Below are 18,149 nucleotides of genomic sequence, written 5' to 3'. Positions count from 1 at the left end.
TCGGCGTCAGTTATTTCCAATAGTTTTTTGAACCTGCCGGAACTTAACCCGTAAACCGCTACTCAGAGTTACTGAATGGGTGGTGAAGCCCTTCAATGCTCCTATGTTGTGTTAAGTGTTGGCAGATATCTGGACCTCACCCTAGCGGTCTAGAACTTGAACCCCGAACTTCCCCTCCCCATACGAAGTCCGGGGTTTTTTTTGCCTGCAGAAAAGTCATTCGGCGATTTCTGCGCCCTTGTCCGCCAATTCCATCCAGTCGGCCAGTACGGTGTAAGCCTCTTCCAGGCCCATGCGCTTCGGCGCCGAGAACAGCTGGATGCTGATTGCATCACCCCAACCTTTGCGGATTTCCGATTGGACCTTGAGCAGAGTGTTCTTGGCCGCGCCGTAGGTCAGCTTGTCGGCCTTGGTCAGCAGGATATGCATCGGCATGCCGCTGGCCATGGCCCAGTCGAGCATCAACAAGTCGAAGTCAGTCATTGGATGACGGATATCCATCATCAGAATCAAGCCCTTCAAACTCTCGCGACCACCCAGGTAAGCCTCCAGGTGACGCTGCCAGTGCAGCTTCAACGGGATAGGTACTTTTGCGTAACCGTAGCCCGGCAGGTCGACCAGACGCCGATCATCGTCTAGCTTGAAGAAATTGAGCAGCTGCGTGCGGCCCGGGGTTTTCGAGGTGCGCGCCAGGCTGGCGTGGGTCAGGGTGTTCAGCGCGCTGGATTTACCGGCGTTGGAACGGCCGGCAAAAGCGACTTCAAAGCCTTCGTCATCGGGGCATTGGTCAACTTTGGCGGCGCTGAGCATGAACGTGGACTGTTGGCACAGGCCGAGGATGGGATTCTTGAGTTGCATGAGATTTCCGATGTGGGCGGTGCCGAGAAAGGGTGCGGCAAGCGGTGTCGTTTCCGTTTCAGTAGCGCCAGTATATAATGCCGCAGATTTTGTGTGTGCTTTGTCCCAGCGAAGGATGAGGTTCACGGGAGCGAAAGACCTTCATTGCGCATTAGAACGCAAAACGCTCTCAAACCCTGAAAAGGTCGATGTATGACCCGATGGTTGCTCGCTTTTGGTGTCCTGATGCCGCTGTATGGCGCTCAGGCTACACAGGAACCCGAAGCGGTGTACAACCGAGTTTGCGTGGCTTGCCATGCCGGCCAACTGCCCAATGCCCCCAAGCGGGGTGATCAGGCAGCGTGGGCGCCCAGACTGGCGCAGGGCATGGACACGCTGGTGCAACACGTAACCCAGGGTTTCAAGGCAATGCCGCCGCGTGGTTTGTGCATGGACTGCAGTACTGAGGATTACCAGGCCGTCATTGAGTTGATGGTGAGTAAACCCGGTAGATAACTCTTAAACCCCTTAGCCGTAGTTGGATTAGCTGATGAACAAACTGATCGTGAGTCTGCTGTTGACCTTGGGCATCACCGGTGTTGCCCATGCTGCAGGCGACGCTACAGCGGGCCAGGCGAAAGCCGCCGTATGTGGTGCTTGCCATGGACCGGATGGCAACAGCCCGGCGCCGAACTTCCCCAAACTGGCCGGCCAGGGTGAACGTTACCTGACCAAGCAGATGCACGACATCAAGGATGGCAAGCGCACGGTCCTGGAAATGACCGGTTTGCTGACCAACCTCAGCGATCAGGACCTGGCAGATATCGCGGCGTATTTTGCCAGCCAGAAAGGCAGTGTGGGAGCTGCTGATCCGAAACTGGTCGAAAAAGGCCAGGCATTGTTCCGAGGCGGCAAGCTCGCTGAAGACCAGCCAATCGGTGGCATGCCCGCCTGCAAGGCTTGCCACATCCCGGACGGCGGTGGTCTCGCGGCCGCAGGCTTCCCTCACCTGAGTGGCCAGCATGCTCAGTACACGGCCAAGCAACTGAAGGATTTCCGCGAGAAAGTTCGCTACATCGATGGCGATGCGGGTAACAAAATGATGACTGACATTGCTGCCAAGCTCTCGGACAAAGATATCGAAGCGCTGTCCAGTTACATCCAGGGTCTGCACTGATTGGCCCGGCAACGTTAACGCTCGATTAATCCATCGATGCAAGCATAAAAAGGGTGGCTTAGGCCGCCCTTTTTTGTGGCCGGTGCCGTTACACTAACGAACTCATGTCCGCGTAGACCTGTCACAACAAAGGTCGCGTGAGGCGACTTTATTTGTCCAGGAGTAAAGCATGCGTAATCTGATCCTCAGCGCCGCTCTCGTCACCGCCAGCCTTTTCGGCATGACCGCACAAGCTGCCGACGTGCCGCTTGAAGCCGGTAAAACCTATGTTGAATTGACCAACCCGGTTCCGGTTTCGGTGCCTGGCAAGATCGAAGTGGTGGAGCTGTTCTGGTACGGCTGCCCGCATTGCTATGCTTTTGAGCCGACCATCAACCCTTGGGCCGAGAAACTCCCGTCCGACGTTAACTTCAAGCGTATCCCAGCCATGTTCGGCGGCCCATGGGATGCCCACGGTCAACTGTTCCTGACCCTGGAAGCCATGGGTGTGGAGCACAAGGTCCACAACGCCGTATTCGACGCTATCCAGAAACAAGGCAAGCGCCTGACCAAGCCGGAAGAAATGGCTGACTTCGTCGCCACCCAGGGTGTCGACAAGGACAAATTCCTCGCCACCTTCAACTCTTTCGCGATCCAGGGCCAGATCAAGCAAGCCAAGGAACTCGCTCAGAAGTATGGCGTGCAAGGCGTACCGACCATGATCGTCAACGGCAAATACCGCTTTGACCTGGGCACTACCGGTGGTCCTGAAGAGACCCTGAATGTGGCCGACCAGTTGATCGCCAAAGAGCGCGCAGCCAAGTAAGGGGCCCACCATGCGCCGCCGGGGTACCGAACGCGTTGTTGGCCTGCATGAGCCGCAGGTCAACGAACACCACCTGGAGTCCACAGGCTTGCCGGCTGACAGCCGCTTGCGCCTGCTCAGTTTCAATATCCAGGTGGGCATCAGTACCGAGAAGTACCGGCACTACCTGACCCGCGGCTGGCAGCACCTGCTGCCCCATACCGGTCGGGCCGGTAACCTGCAAAAGATCGGCAACCTGCTCAACGACTTCGATCTGGTCGCCTTGCAGGAAGCTGATGGCGGCAGCATACGTTCCGGCTACATCAACCAAGTGGAACACCTGGCACAGCTGGGTGCTTTTCCCTACTGGTATCAGCAACTCAATCGCAACCTCGGCCGTTTGGCACAGCACAGTAATGGTGTGCTCAGCCGCCTGAAACCCACGGCTATCGAAGACCACCCATTGCCAGGCCCCAAGGGGCGCGGGGCGATTCTCGTGCGCTTTGGCGAGGGCCCGGAAGCCTTGGTGGTGGTGATGATGCACCTGGCGCTCGGGGGACGTACGCGTAACCTTCAGCTGGCCTATGTGCGAGAGTTGATTGGCAACTACAAGCACCAGGTTTTGATGGGTGACATGAACACCCATGCCAACGACCTGTTGCAGAATTCCCCGTTGCGCGACCTTGGGTTACTGGCGCCGCAAGTCGAAGCCACGTTTCCCAGCTGGCGCCCGCAACGCTGTCTGGATCATATCCTGCTAAGCCCGACCCTCACGCTCGAAAGTGTGCAGGTTCTGGCGCAGCCCATCTCCGATCACCTGCCGGTCGCGGTAGAGATTCGTCTGCCGGGTTCGCTCACGGCTGATGCATTACCCGCGTTGAGCACAAGCCCTCGCGGATCCCTTGAATGAGCGACGACGCCCAGCGCTGGAAAGAGAAATACCTCAAAAGCATCGAGCAACAAGACAAGCTCGAACGGCGCTGGGCTGCCCGCCTTGACCTGCTGCGTCGTGGGCTGGTGCGTAGCACGCTCGCCGCAGAGGGGACAGACCGCGCGGTCGATCAATGCATGAAGGAAATGCGCGATGTCGTGCGCACCGACGACATGGACGCAGCTCTCGCCGCATTGCTCCCGCGCCTGGAAAAAGCCGTGCTGGACTCGGAGCAGCGCCGCGAAACCCGGGTCGACCAGATCAGCACCGCGCTCACCGCCCTGGTCGCGCAGTTGCAGAAGTTGCCGCTGCCCCGTGAAGTGGCTCGCCCGCTGAAAACCTTCGCCAAGCAGCTTGATGGCCGTGTCGGGCAGGCGCGGGAAATACCGTTGTTGCTCAGTGAGTTCAGCAGCCTGCAAGGGCAGGCGCTGAACAACCTCGAACCGGAGGGTGAAAGCTCGCGCCCTGGACCAGGCTTGCTTCAACGCTTGTTTGGTAGCAAAGACGTCGCTGTCGAGGTCACTGAACCAGCCCTTGCGCCAGCAACACCCACACCGCAACCTGTTGTCGCAAAGCCTGTGCCCAAGCCCCAAGAGCCAGCGCAATCCGAAGCGTTGACCGAAGCTTTACGGGCTTTCACGCCATTACCGCCAGCCGCGGTGGTGCCACCGCCTGAACCTGTTGCACCCTCTAAGCGTGTGGAGGTCGCTGGCGAAACATTTGTGTTCGAAGCGCCTGTTCAATCGGTAGCTACCGCCGTGCCGGTCGAGGCGCCCGAACCTGAGGACTCTGAGCCGCCTGCGCAAATATTGGCACCTGAGAGTGCGCTTGCCGCGTTTGTCGAAACGCCTGAGGTTCAGGTCGACACGCCGGAAGAAACGACGATCGGCAGCCTGTCGCTCCCGCCCGTGCTGGAAAGTCCGGAGTCTGACTCCGATGCGCTGCAATCGGAGGGCATCTATGCCCTGCCCGACTCGCCCGAGCCGTCCTACAGTTCGGTGGCCAAGCACATCGAAGACACGTTGCTCGGTTTGCTGGAAGACCTATCGCTACCTGAGCGCCACCGGCCCCAGGCCGAATCCATGCGTGAGCGTCTGGCCAATGGTTTGAATTGGTACGAATTGCTGCCGATTCTCGATGACCTAGCCGTGTTGATGCTGGCGATCACCGACAGCGGCCAGCATGAGTTCGAGGCTTACCTCAAGCAGCTTAACGAGCGCCTCGAAGCTTTCCAGGGGCATCTTCAGGTCGCCAGTGACGGCCACGCCGACAGCCGCTCGGCCGCACGGGAATTGGATACGCAGATTCGTGAACAGGTGGACGGCCTGCAAAGCAGTGTGCAGGAAGCCGCCGACCTGGACAGCCTCAAGCAGGTGCTGGAAAGTCACCTGGAAGGTTTGCTTGGCACCATGGACGAGCACCAACAGCAGCGTGACCAGCGCGAACAGGAAGTGGCGGCGCGCTTGAAAGGTTTGGCCGAGCGGGTTGCGAGCATGGAGCAGGAAGCTCAAGGCTACCGCGAGCATTTGGAGGTGCAGCGTCAGAAAGCCTTGATTGACCCGCTTACTGGCCTGCCTAACCGTGCTGCCTGGAGCGAGCGCCTGGATCATGAGGTCAATGCCTGGCACCAGCTCGGTAACAGCTTATCGCTGGCGATGCTGGACCTCGACCACTTCAAGCGCATCAACGATGGTTATGGTCACTTGGCCGGCGACAAAGTCTTGAAGATCATCGCCAACGTGCTGCACAAGCGCCTGCGCCCCAGTGATTTTATCGCGCGGTTTGGCGGTGAAGAGTTTGTGTTGCTGATGCCCGATTCATCCCTGGCCGATGCCTTGGCCGTGGGTGAGGTGCTGCGTGCGGCGATCGAGGCGTGCCCGTTCCACTTCAAGGGCGAACCCGTGACGATCACGGTGTCCATGGGCGTGGCAGAGTTTCAGCCGGGTGAACGCAGTGATCTGGCGCTCAAGCGTGCCGACGAGGCGCTGTACCGGGCCAAGGCGGCAGGGCGCAATAAGGTGCAGGCGGCTTAAAAGATGTTCCATTTTGTTATTTGAACGCTGCGCTGCACACCGTACGTTACACTGTTGCATTATCGTCTTCAGCGTAACGTGATCTGTCATGAAATCCTTGTACATTGCTTTTGTGTTCCTTCTACTCGCCGGTTGTGCCAGCGGCCCCCGCCTGGACACCAGCCACCCTTCAGTGAACCACGACAACCGCGTGCAGTTCGTCGTCGTCCACTACACCTCCGCCAACCTCGAACGTTCCCTGGCCCTGTTGACCCACGGCCAGGTCAGTAGCCATTACCTGATCGGCGACGACGGTTCGGGCACCATCTACAAGTTGGTGGATGAGAGCCAGCGGGCCTGGCACGCTGGGCAAAGCGAATGGATGGGGCGCACTTGGCTCAACTCAAGCTCCATCGGTATCGAAATCGTCAACCCGGGGTATCGCGACACGCCGACGGGCCGCGTGTGGTATCCGTATTCCGAAGCGCAAGTGCAGTCGTTGATTGTGTTGCTCAAGGACATCAGCAAGCGCAACGGAATTGATCCGAAGAACATCATCGGTCATAGCGACATCGCACCATTGCGCAAACTTGATCCCGGCCCGCTGTTTCCGTGGAAGCGCTTGGCCGCTGCAGGCTTGGGTGCCTGGCCGGATGCCCAGGCCGTTTCCCGGTTCCAGGTACAGTACGCAGCGGAGTTGCCAAGCGTGACGTGGTTCCAGGAAGAACTGGCGCGTCTGGGCTACCAGACACCGCAGACCGGCGAACTGGATGTCGCCACGCGCCATGTGCTGGCGGCTTTCCAGATGCATTTCCGCCCATCACGGTTTGATGGTACGCCAGATGCCGAAAGTGCCGCGATCCTGCGTGCGTTGAACCATCGATAAGCGTTAGAGCGGCAACGCCATATAGAACTGCGTACCTTGCCCCGGCCGTGAGTACACACCCATGCGGCCGCCATGCAGTTGCACGATCTCCTTGCACAGCGCCAGCCCGAGGCCGGCGCCGCCTTTCTTGCGGCCCACCTGCACGAAGGGCTCGAAGATGCGTCCCTGCTGGCCGTACGCAATACCTTCGCCGTTGTCCTCGACGCTGATAATGACGCGCTCGCCATGGCGACGAGCCTGCAGACGAATCTGTCCGCCTTCGGCCGTGTGCCGAAGGGCATTGGCCAGCAGATTGTCGAGCACGCGTTCCAGCTGGGCCTGGTCGGCGTACAGCCGGGGCAAATCGGCTTGGGTCTCTACCAGTAACTCGATGTGTTGCGCATTCGCCGGTTCCGCGAACCGCGCTCGTGCGTGCTCCAGCAGCTCAGTCACGTCGCACGGCGACAATGTGAGTTTTTGCAGGCCATTCTGGTAGCGTGAAAAATTCAGCAGGTCGTTGATCAACTGCATCAGGCGCTGCATTTCTTCGTTGACCGTATCCAGCAGGTCCGCTTCCCGGGACTCGGCGGGAAATTTTGCCCGCTCGCGAAACAAGCCGAAGGCCATGTGCATGCCGGTCACCGGTGTGCGCAACTCATGGGAGGCGCGCAAGACGAACTCGCTGCGCACCCGTTCAAAGGCCCGCTGTTCCGTAACGTCATGCAGCACCATGACTGCACCGAGAATATGCCCTTGGGTATGGCTCACAGGCGTCAGGCTGTAGGTCAACAGGCGCAGCTCGCCTTCGACTTCCACCTCCAGATCTTCCGGCGCCCGTTCCAGGTTGCCACCGCGCAACACCAGTTGTAGTTGCTCATCCATTTCCGGGCGGCCAAGGGCCTCACCCAAGCCTTGGCCGAGACGTTCCTCGTCCCACCCCAGCTGGCGCTGTGCCACGGGGTTGAGGTGCTCCAGGCAGCCTTGGCGATCAATCATCAGCAGGCCGTCATCAATGCTGTCGAGCACTGCTTGCAGGCGTTGTTGACCGGCCAATAGCTCATCGACATTGGTCGCCTGATGCTGGCGCAGTGCTTCGGCCATGATGCCGAAACGGCGGGTCAACTGGTTCATCTCCGCGGCCGAGGAAATGGGCAGCGTCACTTCAAAGTCGCCCTGTCCGATTTTATCGGCGGCTTTCGCCAGCGCCTCGATGGGCCCACCAAAACGTTGGGCGATGCCATGCGCGGTGACGAAGCCAATGATCAACACCGCAAGCCCCACCAACCCCAGCAATCCAGCAATCAACAACGCGCGTTCGCGGGACTTGTGCTCGTTGGTGCTGATGTTTTCCAGCGCCAGCTTGTGATCGGCGATCAGCCCGTTGCGCAACACATTGAAGGTTTCGGTGAGTTTTTCCTTACTGCCCGGTGGTGCTGTCGCTTGCTGGGATTCGTCAAACGCCTCCAGCAGGTTTTGGTAGTCGGTGCGCGCCTGGCTGAAACCATGGCTGTTGCCATCGCTTTGTTCATGGGCGATGCCTTGGTCCAACAGATCAAAATAGCGCTGCTTCGACGCTTGCAGTGCCTCGGGATCGGGGCGCTTTTCCAGCATCATGATCAACTGGTCGCCCAGACTCTGGCGCAGCTTGAGCCCCAGGTCCAGGGTAATGAAGTTGCTGCGGATCAATGACTCCTGGGTCTTGGCCATTTGCATGACACTGACCAGGCCCAGGATCAATCCCAGCAGGGCGACGGTGATCAGCGCTGAGATACTCAGGAACAACCGAGTGCGCAGTTTCATCGCAAGCTTCATAGGGTACAGCTCACAGGTTGTACTGTTTGCGTTTGCGGTACAGGGTCGACGCGTCGATGCCAAGCGTGCGTGCCGCCTGATCCAGTGTGTCGCTGGTGGCGAGTACGGCGCCGATATGCGCTTTCTCCAGTTCGTCCAGACTCAACGCCGCGCCGATGCGTGGTGCATTGTGGGTCGGCTGTTCGGCCATGCCGAGATGGCTGATCTCGACCTTCTCCTGAGGGCAGATGATGCTGGCACGCTCCACCACGTTGCGCAGCTCACGGATGTTGCCCGGCCAGCGGTAGTTGAGCAGTGCCTCACGGGCTTCATCGCTGAAGCCCCGGGCAGGCCGCGCGTACTCCTTCACGAAGCGCGCCAGGAAACGGTCGGCCAGGGTCAGGATGTCTTCACTGCGCTCACGCAATGGCGGCAGGTGCAAGGTGATGACGTTGAGACGGTAGAGCAAGTCTTCCCGGAAGCGGCCGTCACGCACCATATCTTCCAGGTTCAAATTAGTGGCCGCGAGGATGCGCACATCGGCACGTCGAGTCACCGGGTCGCCGACGCGCTCGTACTCTTTGTCCTGGATAAAGCGCAGTAATTTAGGTTGTAGCGTCAGCGGGAAGTCACCGATCTCGTCGAGAAACAGTGTGCCGCCATCGGCCTGATTGACCCGGCCCAGCGTGCTCTCACTGGCACCGGTAAACGCGCCGCGGCTGTGGCCGAACAGCTCGCTTTCCATCAATTCCGCGGTCAGCGACGGGCAGTTGATGGTCACGCAGGACTTTTTCGCACGCTTGCTCCAGCCGTGAATGGCGCGGGCCAGTTCACCTTTACCCGTGCCGGACTCGCCCAGGATCAGGATGTTGGCATCGGTGCCCGCCACTTGGCGGGCGGTTTCCAACACCACCATCATTGACGGGCTGTGCGAGTCGAGGCCGTCCTTGGGTTGGCGCACTTCGCCTTCCAGCGCCTCCAGGCGTGCCGACAATTGGCGCACTTCCAACTGCTTGGCGGTGGCCAGGCGCAACTGGTCAGGGCTGCACGGCTTGACCAGGTAATCGGCAGCACCCGCCTGGATAGCGTCGACGGCAGTATCCACGGCGGAATGCGCGGTGACGATCACCACGCGCATCCATGGCGCTTGGATGCGCATCTGGGCCAAGACGTCCAAGCCATTGTCCTCGCCCAGGCGCAGGTCGAGGAAACACAGATCGAACACCTGGCGTTGCATCAGGGCATCGGCTTGGGCAGCGCTGTTGGCTGTTGCGACGGTGTAGCCTTCGTCTTCCAGGCAGTACCGGAACGTGCGCAGGATTGCGGATTCGTCATCCACTAAAAGAATGCGGCCTTGAAGCTCCTTGGCTGATTCCATCTGTCCCGCGCTCCTTAATTATGAATGATGGTGATTAGTCCCGGAATAATCGGGCAAGTTGCATGGTTTATTCTGATTGATAAAAGGCGTCTTCGTGCAGCTATCTGCACGCCCTCCTACAAACCCGCCAATTGATGGCGTTTTCATTCCTACTTGCCACTTCGGCAACTCGACAGTCGTTTTCGATCCCTTGGCCCGACCATTGGCCGTCGTGCATTTCGCACGATCTTGAGCGAGGCATCGTGCAGGATGCTGGGCTTAGCTTCAAAGTATTATTCATAACATGCTGATTTTATTGAATATTTTTCTTATAAAAAGCTGGCATGCGCCCTGCAACACTTCTCCCAACGAATAATCAGAATGCGGGAGAAACACAGCATGACTCGCCAAAGCCTCAGCCAATTACGTGTATCGCCACTGCGCCTACAGCAAGGTCTGTTCGGCAGCCTGGCCTTGATGGTCACGTTGATTGCCGGTCAGCAAATGCAGCATTGGCAGCAGAGTCAACAGCCAGCCCCGCAATTCGAACGCCCCGTCAGGATGCAGACCCATTTCTCTTCCTTTGAGAGTCGTGCCATTGGCAGCGTGGCGGCTGCCAATGTGACCGCTCCGCAATTAAGAGTGGCCGACCAGGACTCCACCCTGGACGAGCTTCCCACCCAAGAACGTTGGGTGTTCTAGGCAAGAAAGGTCGCTCTTGTTGAGCGGCTGCACGGCACCACCGCTGTTACCCCTATAGAAGCGTAAGGAGAATCGCCATGTTGAGTTGGGCAATCACATTTCTGATCATCGCCATTGTGGCTGCAGTGCTGGGCTTCGGTGGTATCGCGGGCACCGCTACGGGCATCGCCAAGATTTTGTTTGTCGTATTCCTGGTGATGTTCATCGCTTCGTTCTTCTTTGGTCGTCGCGGCCGAGGCTGAATATGACCACTTTGTCCTTTAAAGCCATGGCTGCCGTCCTGCTCTTGGGCGGCAGCGGCTGGGCGATGGCCGCCAACGACGGCCAATCCCGGGCCAATGAATTGCTGAGTTCGGATTCGCAGTTTCGCGAAACCTGGCAAGGTGTGGTGAAGAAAGAAGAGCGTCTGCCGGAATGGGTGATGAACCTCTCGGGCACAGCCGAACAGATGAATGCCGTAGAAGAAGATGGCGACAAGTACCTGGTCGGGCCGCTTTGCGAAACCGCAGACACCTGCCTGAGCAAACGCCTGATCGTTGCCTTCAGCTACGACAAGAAACATGCCTACGCCATGTTGGTACAAGTCCCGGCCGGTTTGCCAGCGGACAAGTCCCCGACGCGGCACGCCGACTACCGTTTCCTCGGCAAACCGGATGAAGGCATGCAAAAGCTGCTGATGGAGCAGCTCAAGAAAGATCCGAATTGGTACTAGGTTCCGTCTGGCGTACTCAGCGTCGACGAAACCTGCATCCATAGAAAGAAGCCGCTTCGCTTCTTTCTGTCTGCATCGCTCGCCAAGGGTGATGCATGACCAAGGGGCCGGGTTGCTCTGATCAATTGAGATCGGCGTGACCTACGGGCACAGGGAGTGCTTGCGCGAGGGCCGGGTCAGGAGAAAAGCTGCGACGCAAGTTCACAAGCGCTCATGCTTGTTGAACTTGCGGCGGGCTTATGACTCTTATCGCGGCCTGTCATACAGTCCTTAGTCGAAAAACTCTCTTTTGCTCACGGCTAACCATTACTTGGTGTGTCCATGTGACCATCTATCGAGAAAGTTTTGCCTGCGCCATAGGACATTTCTGACGCCAATCCCGTGAATTTCCAGGCATTTCTGCCAATCGCCAAAAGTCGTCCAGCATCTCTGAGCGAGCCGGGTTTGGCAGCTTCACGGCATATTTACCAGACAATATGTCGCATTTGAACTGACCGTTCAGACAGCTATTATCAAAAAAACTCATGCCGATTCGGCATAGGGTAGGCGTTTACGGCATTAGACGTCGCCCCCTTGCATCGGAATAGTTGCGCCTTTTTTCGCCTGCCAGTAAGCCATTTCGGCCATGCTGCGGTGACCTTCCATGGAGGCGGATGCACACACTTTTTCGCTTTCGAGCGTTCCAGCTGGCGCATTTGCCTTAAGTCCACTTGAAGTAAGGGTAATGACATGAAGAAGGCAAAGCTAAGCCTCGCCTGGCAGATCCTCATCGGTTTGGTGCTGGGGATCGCAATCGGTGCAGTGCTCAACCATTTCAGTGCTGAGAAAGCCTGGTGGATCAGCAATGTGTTGCAGCCAGCGGGCGATATCTTTATCCGCCTGATCAAGATGATCGTGATCCCGATTGTGATTTCCTCGCTGATCGTCGGCATTGCCGGTGTCGGTGACGCGAAAAAGCTCGGCCGGATCGGTGTCAAAACCATCCTTTACTTCGAAATAGTCACCACCATCGCCATCGTGGTCGGCCTGCTGTTGGCCAACCTGTTCCATCCTGGCGCGGGCATCGACATGAGTACCCTGGGTACCGTCGATATCTCCAAATACACCGCCACCGCTGCTGAAGTGCAGCATGAGCATGCGTTCATCGAGACGATCCTCAACCTGATCCCATCGAACATCTTTGCCGCCGTGGCCCGTGGCGAAATGCTGCCGATCATCTTCTTCTCGGTGCTGTTCGGCCTTGGCTTGTCGAGCCTCAAGCCTGAGCTGCGCGAGCCGCTGGTGACGATGTTCCAGGGCGTGTCCGAGAGCATGTTCAAAGTCACCCACATGATCATGAAGTACGCCCCGATCGGCGTCTTCGCACTGATCGCTGTGACCGTTGCCAACTTCGGTTTCGCCTCCCTGCTGCCGCTGGCCAAGCTGGTGATCCTGGTTTACGTCGCCATCCTGTTCTTCGCTTTTGTGGTGCTGGGCTTGATCGCTCGCCTGTTTGGCTTCTCGATCCTCAAGCTGATCCGTATCTTCAAGGATGAGCTGGTACTGGCCTACTCCACCGCCAGCTCCGAAACCGTGCTGCCACGTGTGATCGAGAAGATGGAAGCCTACGGCGCACCGAAGGCGATCTGCAGCTTTGTGGTGCCGACCGGTTACTCGTTCAACCTCGACGGTTCGACGCTGTACCAGAGCATCGCAGCCATCTTTATCGCCCAGTTGTACGGCATCGACCTGTCGGTCGGCCAGCAACTGATGCTGGTGCTGACCCTGATGGTCACGTCCAAAGGTATCGCCGGCGTGCCGGGTGTGTCCTTCGTGGTACTGCTGGCTACCCTGGGCAGCGTGGGTATCCCGCTGGAAGGTCTGGCCTTCATTGCCGGTGTCGACCGTGTGATGGACATGGCGCGCACCGCGCTCAATGTTATCGGCAACGCCCTGGCCGTACTGGTCATCTCCCGTTGGGAAGGCATGTACGACGACGCCAAGGGCGAGCGCTACTGGAACTCCCTGCCGCACTGGCGCACCAAGGAAACCCTGGTGGCCGGCGAGACCAGCCGTAGCTGATCGTCAGGTGATCTGAACAAACCCCGGGAAATCCGGGGTTTGTCGTTTCTGTCAGCCCCGCTATCATTCGCCCCATCTTTCGGGGGACTCAACTGATGCTAAATGGCCTGTGGCTTGGCTTCTTTGTCGTGGCAATGGTGTCGGCACTGGCGCAATGGCTGGTCGGCGGTAACGCCGGGATTTTCGCGGCGATGGTGGAAAGCATTTTCGCCATGGCCAAACTGTCGGTGGAAGTGATGGTGCTGCTGTTCGGCACCCTGACGCTGTGGCTGGGCTTTTTGCGCATCGCCGAAAAGGCCGGCATCGTCGACTGGCTGGCCAAGGCCCTTGGCCCGCTGTTCCGTCGCCTGATGCCCGAGGTGCCCGCTGGCCACCCGGCGATCGGCTTGATCACCCTCAACTTCGCTGCCAACGGCCTGGGCCTGGACAACGCTGCCACGCCCATCGGCCTCAAGGCCATGAAGGCGCTGCAAGAGCTCAACCCTATTCCGAACACTGCGAGTAATGCGCAGATTCTGTTCCTGGTGCTCAATGCGTCTTCGCTCACGCTGCTGCCGGTGACTATTTTCATGTACCGCGCCCAACAAGGCGCTGCCGACCCGACACTGGTGTTCTTGCCGATCCTGTTGGCCACCAGCGCCTCAACCCTGGTCGGCCTGCTGTCGGTGGCGATCATGCAGCGCTTGCGGCTGTGGGACCCGGTGGTGCTGGCCTACCTGATTCCCGGCGCGTTGGTGTTGGGTGGTTTCATGGCGTTGCTGGCAACCTTGTCTGCCACGGCGCTGGCGGGTTTGTCGTCGATCCTCGGCAGCCTGACGCTGTTTGGCTTGATCATGCTGTTCCTGGTGATCGGTGCGTTGCGCAAGGTCAAAGTGTACGAAGCGTTTGTCGAAGGTGCCAAAGAGGGCTTCGATGTCGCCAAGAACCTGCTGCCGTACCTGGTGGCGATGCTCTGCGCCGTGGGCGTGTTGCGCGCCTCCGGGGCATTGGACTTCGGTCTGGAAGGCATTCGTCATGTAGTGGCCTGGACCGGCATGGATACACGCTTTGTCGACGCACTGCCCACCGCAATGGTCAAGCCGTTCTCCGGCAGTGCCGCGCGAGCATTGTTGATCGAGACCATGCAGACCAAAGGCGTGGACAGCTTCCCGGCACTGGTGGCGGCGACGATCCAGGGCAGTACGGAAACCACCTTTTATGTGTTGGCGGTGTACTTTGGCTCGGTGGGTATCCAGCGCGCCAGGCATGCGGTGGGGTGTGCGCTGCTGGCGGAGTTTGCCGGTGTAGTGGCGGCTATTGCGGTGTGCTACTGGTTCTTTGGCTAACTGTTAGATCGCTATCGCAGGCAAGCCAGCTCCCACATTTTGATTTGTGAACACATTCAAGTGTGGGAGCTGGCTTGCCTGCGAAGAGGCCCTCAGCGTTTCGCAGCGGTATTGCCTTGCGCGACCACCCAATCCACCACCTGCTTATTCAAACCATCAGCGGCCTGCCCAAACGCGGCCACCACCACAGGCACCTTGGTATCACTCACCGGCTGTCTCACTTCAAACCGTCGACTGGCAATAATCCGCTGATCACTCCCACGCACCAGCCGCGCATCCAGACGAATCAGCACCTCCACCGCATTACCGCGGTATTCGCTCTGAAACGCCTGCAACTGCCCGCCCAGCTCGTAGTCAGCCTGCAAGTTGGTCTCATCGGTACTCAGCAACGTCACCCGCCCATCGCGCTGAAAGCCGTCCATGAAGCGGTTGCGCAGCAACACCGGCACCGGATCGCTCCAGCGGGATCTCGCATAGCTGCTGATCAGGTCGCCATTGGGCACCACGGCAATGCGCGGGCTGTCGAGAAACTCGCTGGCCTGGGGTTTGGACACGCGCAGCGACCAGCTCACCGGCGCGCCCTGCGTTGCCGTCTGGGTCGCAGCCAGGCGGTACACGTCCGAAGGGTCGGGTTTGGGCAGAATCGAGCAAGCGCTGACTAGCGCAATGGCTACCGGAATGATCAGTTGGTAAGCACGCTTCATGGCGTGAACTCCTTGTTCGTGTCGCTGCCCAGCAAGTAACCGCTGGGGTTGGCTTCCAGGCGGCGGGAGATGGCGCGCAGCGAACCCAGGGTTTCGCGCAGTTCGCGCACGGCTGGCGCCAGTTCGTTGAGGCCCTGCATGCCGCTGTTCACCGAATCCTTGTTGTTGGTCAGCAAGGTGTTGATGGTCGTGGTGCTTTGTTCGAGGGATTTCATCGCCTGCTCGGCGCTGCCGAAGGCTTGCTTGCCTTGCTCATTGAGCAAGCCATTAGCGCTGCGCATCAGCGTGGTGGTTTGCTCCAATGCGGCGCCGGCCTGTTTGCTCACCTGCAGCAATTGCTGCATCACCACTTTGATATCACCGCGCTGGTCGGCGATGGCGCCGGTGGTTTGTTGCAAGTTGTCCAGGGTGTTGCTCAGGCGTTCGACGTTCTCGCGGGAGAACATGTGGTTGGCGTTGTGCAGCAGCAAGTTGATGCTGGTCATCAGGTCGTTGCTGTTGTTGAGCAGGCGTGCGATGGGCGATGGCGAGGCGATGATTTCCGGCAGGTTGCCGTCCTTGCCCTTGAGTTCCGGGCTTTGCGGTGTACCGCCACTGAGCTGGATGATCGAGGTGCCGGTGATGCCGGTCAGGGCCAGTTTGGCCTGGGTGTCTTCCTTGATCGGCGTCTGCCCGGCCAGGCGAATGCGGGCGAGGACGCGGCGTGGATCTTTGGGGTCCAGGCGCAAGCTGGTGACGTCACCCACCTTGATCCCGCTGTATTGCACCGAGCTGCCCTGGGACAGCCCGCTGACCGCCTCGTTGAATACCACCTCGTACTCCTGAAAGGCGCTGTCGACGCTGGACTTGGCCAGCCACAGGCCGAACAGCATCGCGCCGACCACCACGATTACGCTGAACAGACCGATCATCACATGATGGGCTCGGGTTTCCATGTCATACCTCGTTGAGCGATTGAGCGGCATCCAATGCCGCGCGGCCACGGGGGCCGTGGAAATATTCGTGAATCCAGGCGTCGTCCGTTTCCGAGACGATATCGATGGCGTCCGCCACCAGCACTTTCTTCTGCGCCAGCACCGCCACACGGTCGGTGATGGTGTACAGCGTGTCGAGGTCGTGGGTGACCAGAAACACGCTCAGGCCCAGCGCATCACGCAACGTCAGGATCAGTTGATCGAATTGCGCCGCGCCGATCGGGTCGAGGCCGGCGGTGGGTTCGTCGAGAAACAGGATGTCCGGGTCCAGCGCCAGCGCGCGAGCCAGGGCCGCGCGCTTGATCATGCCGCCGGACAGCGACGCCGGGTACTTGTCGGCCGCCGACAACGGCAGCCCGGCCAGCGCCAGTTTGACCGCCGCCAGGTGCTCGGCGTCGGCGCGGCTGAGGCCCGCGTGTTCGATCAATGGCAGGGCGACATTTTCGGTGACGGTCAGCGAAGAAAACAGCGCGCCCTTCTGGAACAGCACACCAAAGCGCCGTTCCACCAGCGAGCGTTCATGCTCCGACAGGCTCGGCAGGTTCTTGCCGAACACACGCACCTCCCCTTCGCTGGGCCGGCGCAGGCCGACGATGCTGCGCAACAGCACCGACTTACCGCTACCGGAGCCACCGACCACCGCGAGGATCTCACCCTTGTACAAATCCAGATCGAGGTTCTCGTGCACGCTCTGGCTGCCAAAGCGGTTGCACAGACCCCGTACTTCAATCACCGCCTCAGTGGGCGCACGGTGTAGACGACTCACCAGCCCATCTCCATGAAGAACATCGCCGCGACCGCATCCAGCACGATCACCACAAAGATCGATTGCACCACGCTGGAGGTGGTGTGGGCGCCGACCGACTCGGCGCTGCCGCTGACCTTGAAACCTTCCAGGCAGCCGATGGCGGCAATCAGGAAGGCAAAGATCGGCGCCTTCACCATGCCCACCAGGAAATGCTGCACGCCGATGTCCGATTGCAGCAGCGAGAGAAACATCGCCGGCGAGATATCCAGGGCCACGGCGCACACCACGCCACCGCCGACGATCCCCGAAAGCATCGCCAGGAAGGTCAGCATCGGCAGCGCCACCAATAGCGCCAATACACGAGGCAGTACCAGCAGCTCTATCGGGTCCAGGCCCAAGGTGCGGATGGCGTCGATTTCTTCGTTGGCCTTCATCGAACCGATTTGCGCGGTGAAAGCACTGGCGGTGCGGCCGGCGATCAGGATCGCGGTGAGCAATACGCCAAACTCCCGCAGGAACGAAAATGCCACCAGGTCCACGGTAAAAATCGTCGCGCCGAAACTCTTGAGGACCGTAGCACCGAGGAACGCCACTACGGCGCCCACCAGAAAGGTCAGCAAGGCCACGATGGGCGCGGCGTCGAGGCCGGTTTGTTCGATATGCGCGACCATCGGCGTCAGGCGCCAGCGTTTGGGGCGGAAAATGCCACGGGCGAAGGTTTCGAGGATCAGGCCGATAAAGCCCAGCAGCTTCATGGCGTCTTGCCACACCGTGTCGACGGCTCGACCGATGCGGGCCAGTACCTGAATGCCAGCGGCTTCTTCCGGTTCTTTGACCGGCACGCAGAAATCATTCAAGGAGCGGTAGACGGTTTTGAGCAATGCACGGTCGGCGGCGGACAGGCTGCAATCGGTCTGCTCGGCGGAATGCTCGATACGGTCTGGGCCGAGCAGTTCCACCAGCAGTGATGCGCCAGCGGTGTCCAGGGCGCCGAGACCGTTGAGGTCGATGCGTGCGCTGGCGTCGTACGGGCCGTCGAGCTTGTCCAAGAGCTTTTTCAGGTGTGCGTAGTGGGCAAGCGTCCAGTCCCCCGTAATCCTGAGTAACGGCGGAGTGGCGGACGTATCGAGGTGGGCTGCGCCGCCCGTTGTACTGGTGGTCATAAGCTC

General features: G+C 59.4%; 18 protein-coding genes. 11 read left to right on the top strand and 7 right to left on the bottom strand.

All coding sequences use genetic code 11. The features are described from left to right. Window positions 1-216 precede the first annotated feature (216 nt). Window positions 217-858, bottom strand: coding sequence for a ribosome biogenesis GTP-binding protein YihA/YsxC (gene yihA / locus AC07V4_RS00175; protein ID WP_492635258.1), 642 nt, complete (start codon window positions 856-858; stop codon window positions 217-219). 192 nt (window positions 859-1,050) lie between these two features. On the opposite strand from yihA, the gene AC07V4_RS00170 reads away from it, so the two are divergent. The 6 genes from AC07V4_RS00170 to AC07V4_RS00145 all read left to right on the top strand — a co-directional run bounded on the left by AC07V4_RS00170 (window position 1,051) and on the right by AC07V4_RS00145 (window position 6,627). Continuing rightward, on the top strand, window positions 1,051-1,353 hold the full coding sequence (locus AC07V4_RS00170; RefSeq protein ID WP_431752374.1) for a c-type cytochrome: 303 nt from the start codon (window positions 1,051-1,053) through the stop codon (window positions 1,351-1,353). Between the two features lie 34 nt (window positions 1,354-1,387). Then, window positions 1,388-2,014: a c-type cytochrome gene (locus AC07V4_RS00165; RefSeq protein WP_134661070.1), complete on the top strand. Its 627-nt coding sequence runs from the start codon at window positions 1,388-1,390 to the stop codon at window positions 2,012-2,014. A gap of 169 nt (window positions 2,015-2,183) precedes the next feature. Beyond that, on the top strand, window positions 2,184-2,819 hold the full coding sequence (gene dsbA, locus AC07V4_RS00160; protein ID WP_492635259.1) for a thiol:disulfide interchange protein DsbA: 636 nt from the start codon (window positions 2,184-2,186) through the stop codon (window positions 2,817-2,819). Between the two features lie 10 nt (window positions 2,820-2,829). Further along, complete coding sequence (locus AC07V4_RS00155) at window positions 2,830-3,708, top strand: endonuclease/exonuclease/phosphatase family protein (protein ID WP_492635260.1); 879 nt, start codon at window positions 2,830-2,832, stop codon at window positions 3,706-3,708. Continuing rightward, complete coding sequence (locus AC07V4_RS00150) at window positions 3,705-5,762, top strand: diguanylate cyclase (protein WP_492635261.1); 2,058 nt, start codon at window positions 3,705-3,707, stop codon at window positions 5,760-5,762. The genes AC07V4_RS00155 and AC07V4_RS00150 overlap by 4 nt, the downstream gene beginning before the upstream one ends. 88 nt (window positions 5,763-5,850) lie before the next feature. Next, window positions 5,851-6,627: an N-acetylmuramoyl-L-alanine amidase gene (locus AC07V4_RS00145; protein WP_492635262.1), complete on the top strand. Its 777-nt coding sequence runs from the start codon at window positions 5,851-5,853 to the stop codon at window positions 6,625-6,627. 3 nt (window positions 6,628-6,630) lie between these two features. Here AC07V4_RS00145 and AC07V4_RS00140 read toward each other — a convergent pair whose 3' ends face one another. Together AC07V4_RS00140 and algB are read right to left on the bottom strand one after the other, a co-directional pair. Further along, window positions 6,631-8,418 (bottom strand): KinB sensor domain-containing domain, encoded by a 1,788-nt coding sequence (locus tag AC07V4_RS00140; protein ID WP_492635263.1) that lies wholly within the window; start codon window positions 8,416-8,418, stop codon window positions 6,631-6,633. A gap of 10 nt (window positions 8,419-8,428) precedes the next feature. Next, window positions 8,429-9,775 carry a sigma-54-dependent response regulator transcription factor AlgB gene (algB, locus tag AC07V4_RS00135; protein ID WP_431752380.1) on the bottom strand — a complete coding sequence of 449 codons (1,347 nt, stop codon included), beginning with the start codon at window positions 9,773-9,775 and terminating at the stop codon, window positions 8,429-8,431. Between the two features lie 378 nt (window positions 9,776-10,153). Between algB and AC07V4_RS00130 the strand changes: the two genes are divergently transcribed. The 5 genes from AC07V4_RS00130 (at window position 10,154) to AC07V4_RS00110 (ending at window position 14,554) form a co-directional block, all read left to right on the top strand. Then, window positions 10,154-10,456, top strand: a complete 303-nt coding sequence (locus tag AC07V4_RS00130; RefSeq protein ID WP_492635264.1) for a hypothetical protein — start codon at window positions 10,154-10,156, stop codon at window positions 10,454-10,456. A 77-nt stretch (window positions 10,457-10,533) separates the two neighbouring features. Next, the gene (locus AC07V4_RS00125; RefSeq protein WP_003170804.1) at window positions 10,534-10,698 is read left to right on the top strand and encodes a DUF1328 domain-containing protein; all 165 of its coding nucleotides are present in this window, start codon (window positions 10,534-10,536) and stop codon (window positions 10,696-10,698) included. A gap of 2 nt (window positions 10,699-10,700) precedes the next feature. Then, window positions 10,701-11,168, top strand: a complete 468-nt coding sequence (locus tag AC07V4_RS00120) for an inhibitor of vertebrate lysozyme family protein (RefSeq protein ID WP_492635265.1) — start codon at window positions 10,701-10,703, stop codon at window positions 11,166-11,168. A gap of 729 nt (window positions 11,169-11,897) precedes the next feature. Further along, on the top strand, window positions 11,898-13,229 hold the full coding sequence (gltP, locus tag AC07V4_RS00115; protein WP_492635266.1) for a glutamate/aspartate:proton symporter GltP: 1,332 nt from the start codon (window positions 11,898-11,900) through the stop codon (window positions 13,227-13,229). A 95-nt stretch (window positions 13,230-13,324) separates the two neighbouring features. Beyond that, on the top strand, window positions 13,325-14,554 hold the full coding sequence (locus AC07V4_RS00110) for a nucleoside recognition domain-containing protein (RefSeq protein ID WP_492635267.1): 1,230 nt from the start codon (window positions 13,325-13,327) through the stop codon (window positions 14,552-14,554). A 92-nt stretch (window positions 14,555-14,646) separates the two neighbouring features. Here the strand turns inward: AC07V4_RS00110 and AC07V4_RS00105 are convergent, their stop codons facing one another. The 4 genes from AC07V4_RS00105 to AC07V4_RS00090 are packed head-to-tail and all read right to left on the bottom strand — an operon-like array spanning window position 14,647 to window position 18,143. Continuing rightward, entirely contained in the window at window positions 14,647-15,258 is a 612-nt protein-coding gene (locus tag AC07V4_RS00105; protein ID WP_492635268.1) for an ABC-type transport auxiliary lipoprotein family protein, read from the bottom strand. Further along, window positions 15,255-16,193: an MlaD family protein gene (locus AC07V4_RS00100; RefSeq protein ID WP_492635269.1), complete on the bottom strand. Its 939-nt coding sequence runs from the start codon at window positions 16,191-16,193 to the stop codon at window positions 15,255-15,257. The genes AC07V4_RS00105 and AC07V4_RS00100 overlap by 4 nt, the downstream gene beginning before the upstream one ends. 1 nt (window position 16,194) lies before the next feature. Next, the gene (locus tag AC07V4_RS00095; RefSeq protein ID WP_431750415.1) at window positions 16,195-16,998 is read right to left on the bottom strand and encodes an ABC transporter ATP-binding protein; all 804 of its coding nucleotides are present in this window, start codon (window positions 16,996-16,998) and stop codon (window positions 16,195-16,197) included. Further along, complete coding sequence (locus AC07V4_RS00090; RefSeq protein WP_492635270.1) at window positions 16,995-18,143, bottom strand: ABC transporter permease; 1,149 nt, start codon at window positions 18,141-18,143, stop codon at window positions 16,995-16,997. Before AC07V4_RS00090 ends, AC07V4_RS00095 begins: the two co-directional genes overlap by 4 nt. Window positions 18,144-18,149 lie beyond the last annotated feature (6 nt).

It is taken from the genome of Pseudomonas sp. GW821-FHT03A09 (assembly GCF_059421065.1).
The sequence above is the reverse complement of the archived record's forward strand: the minus strand, read 5'-3'. Positions and strand labels throughout refer to the sequence as shown.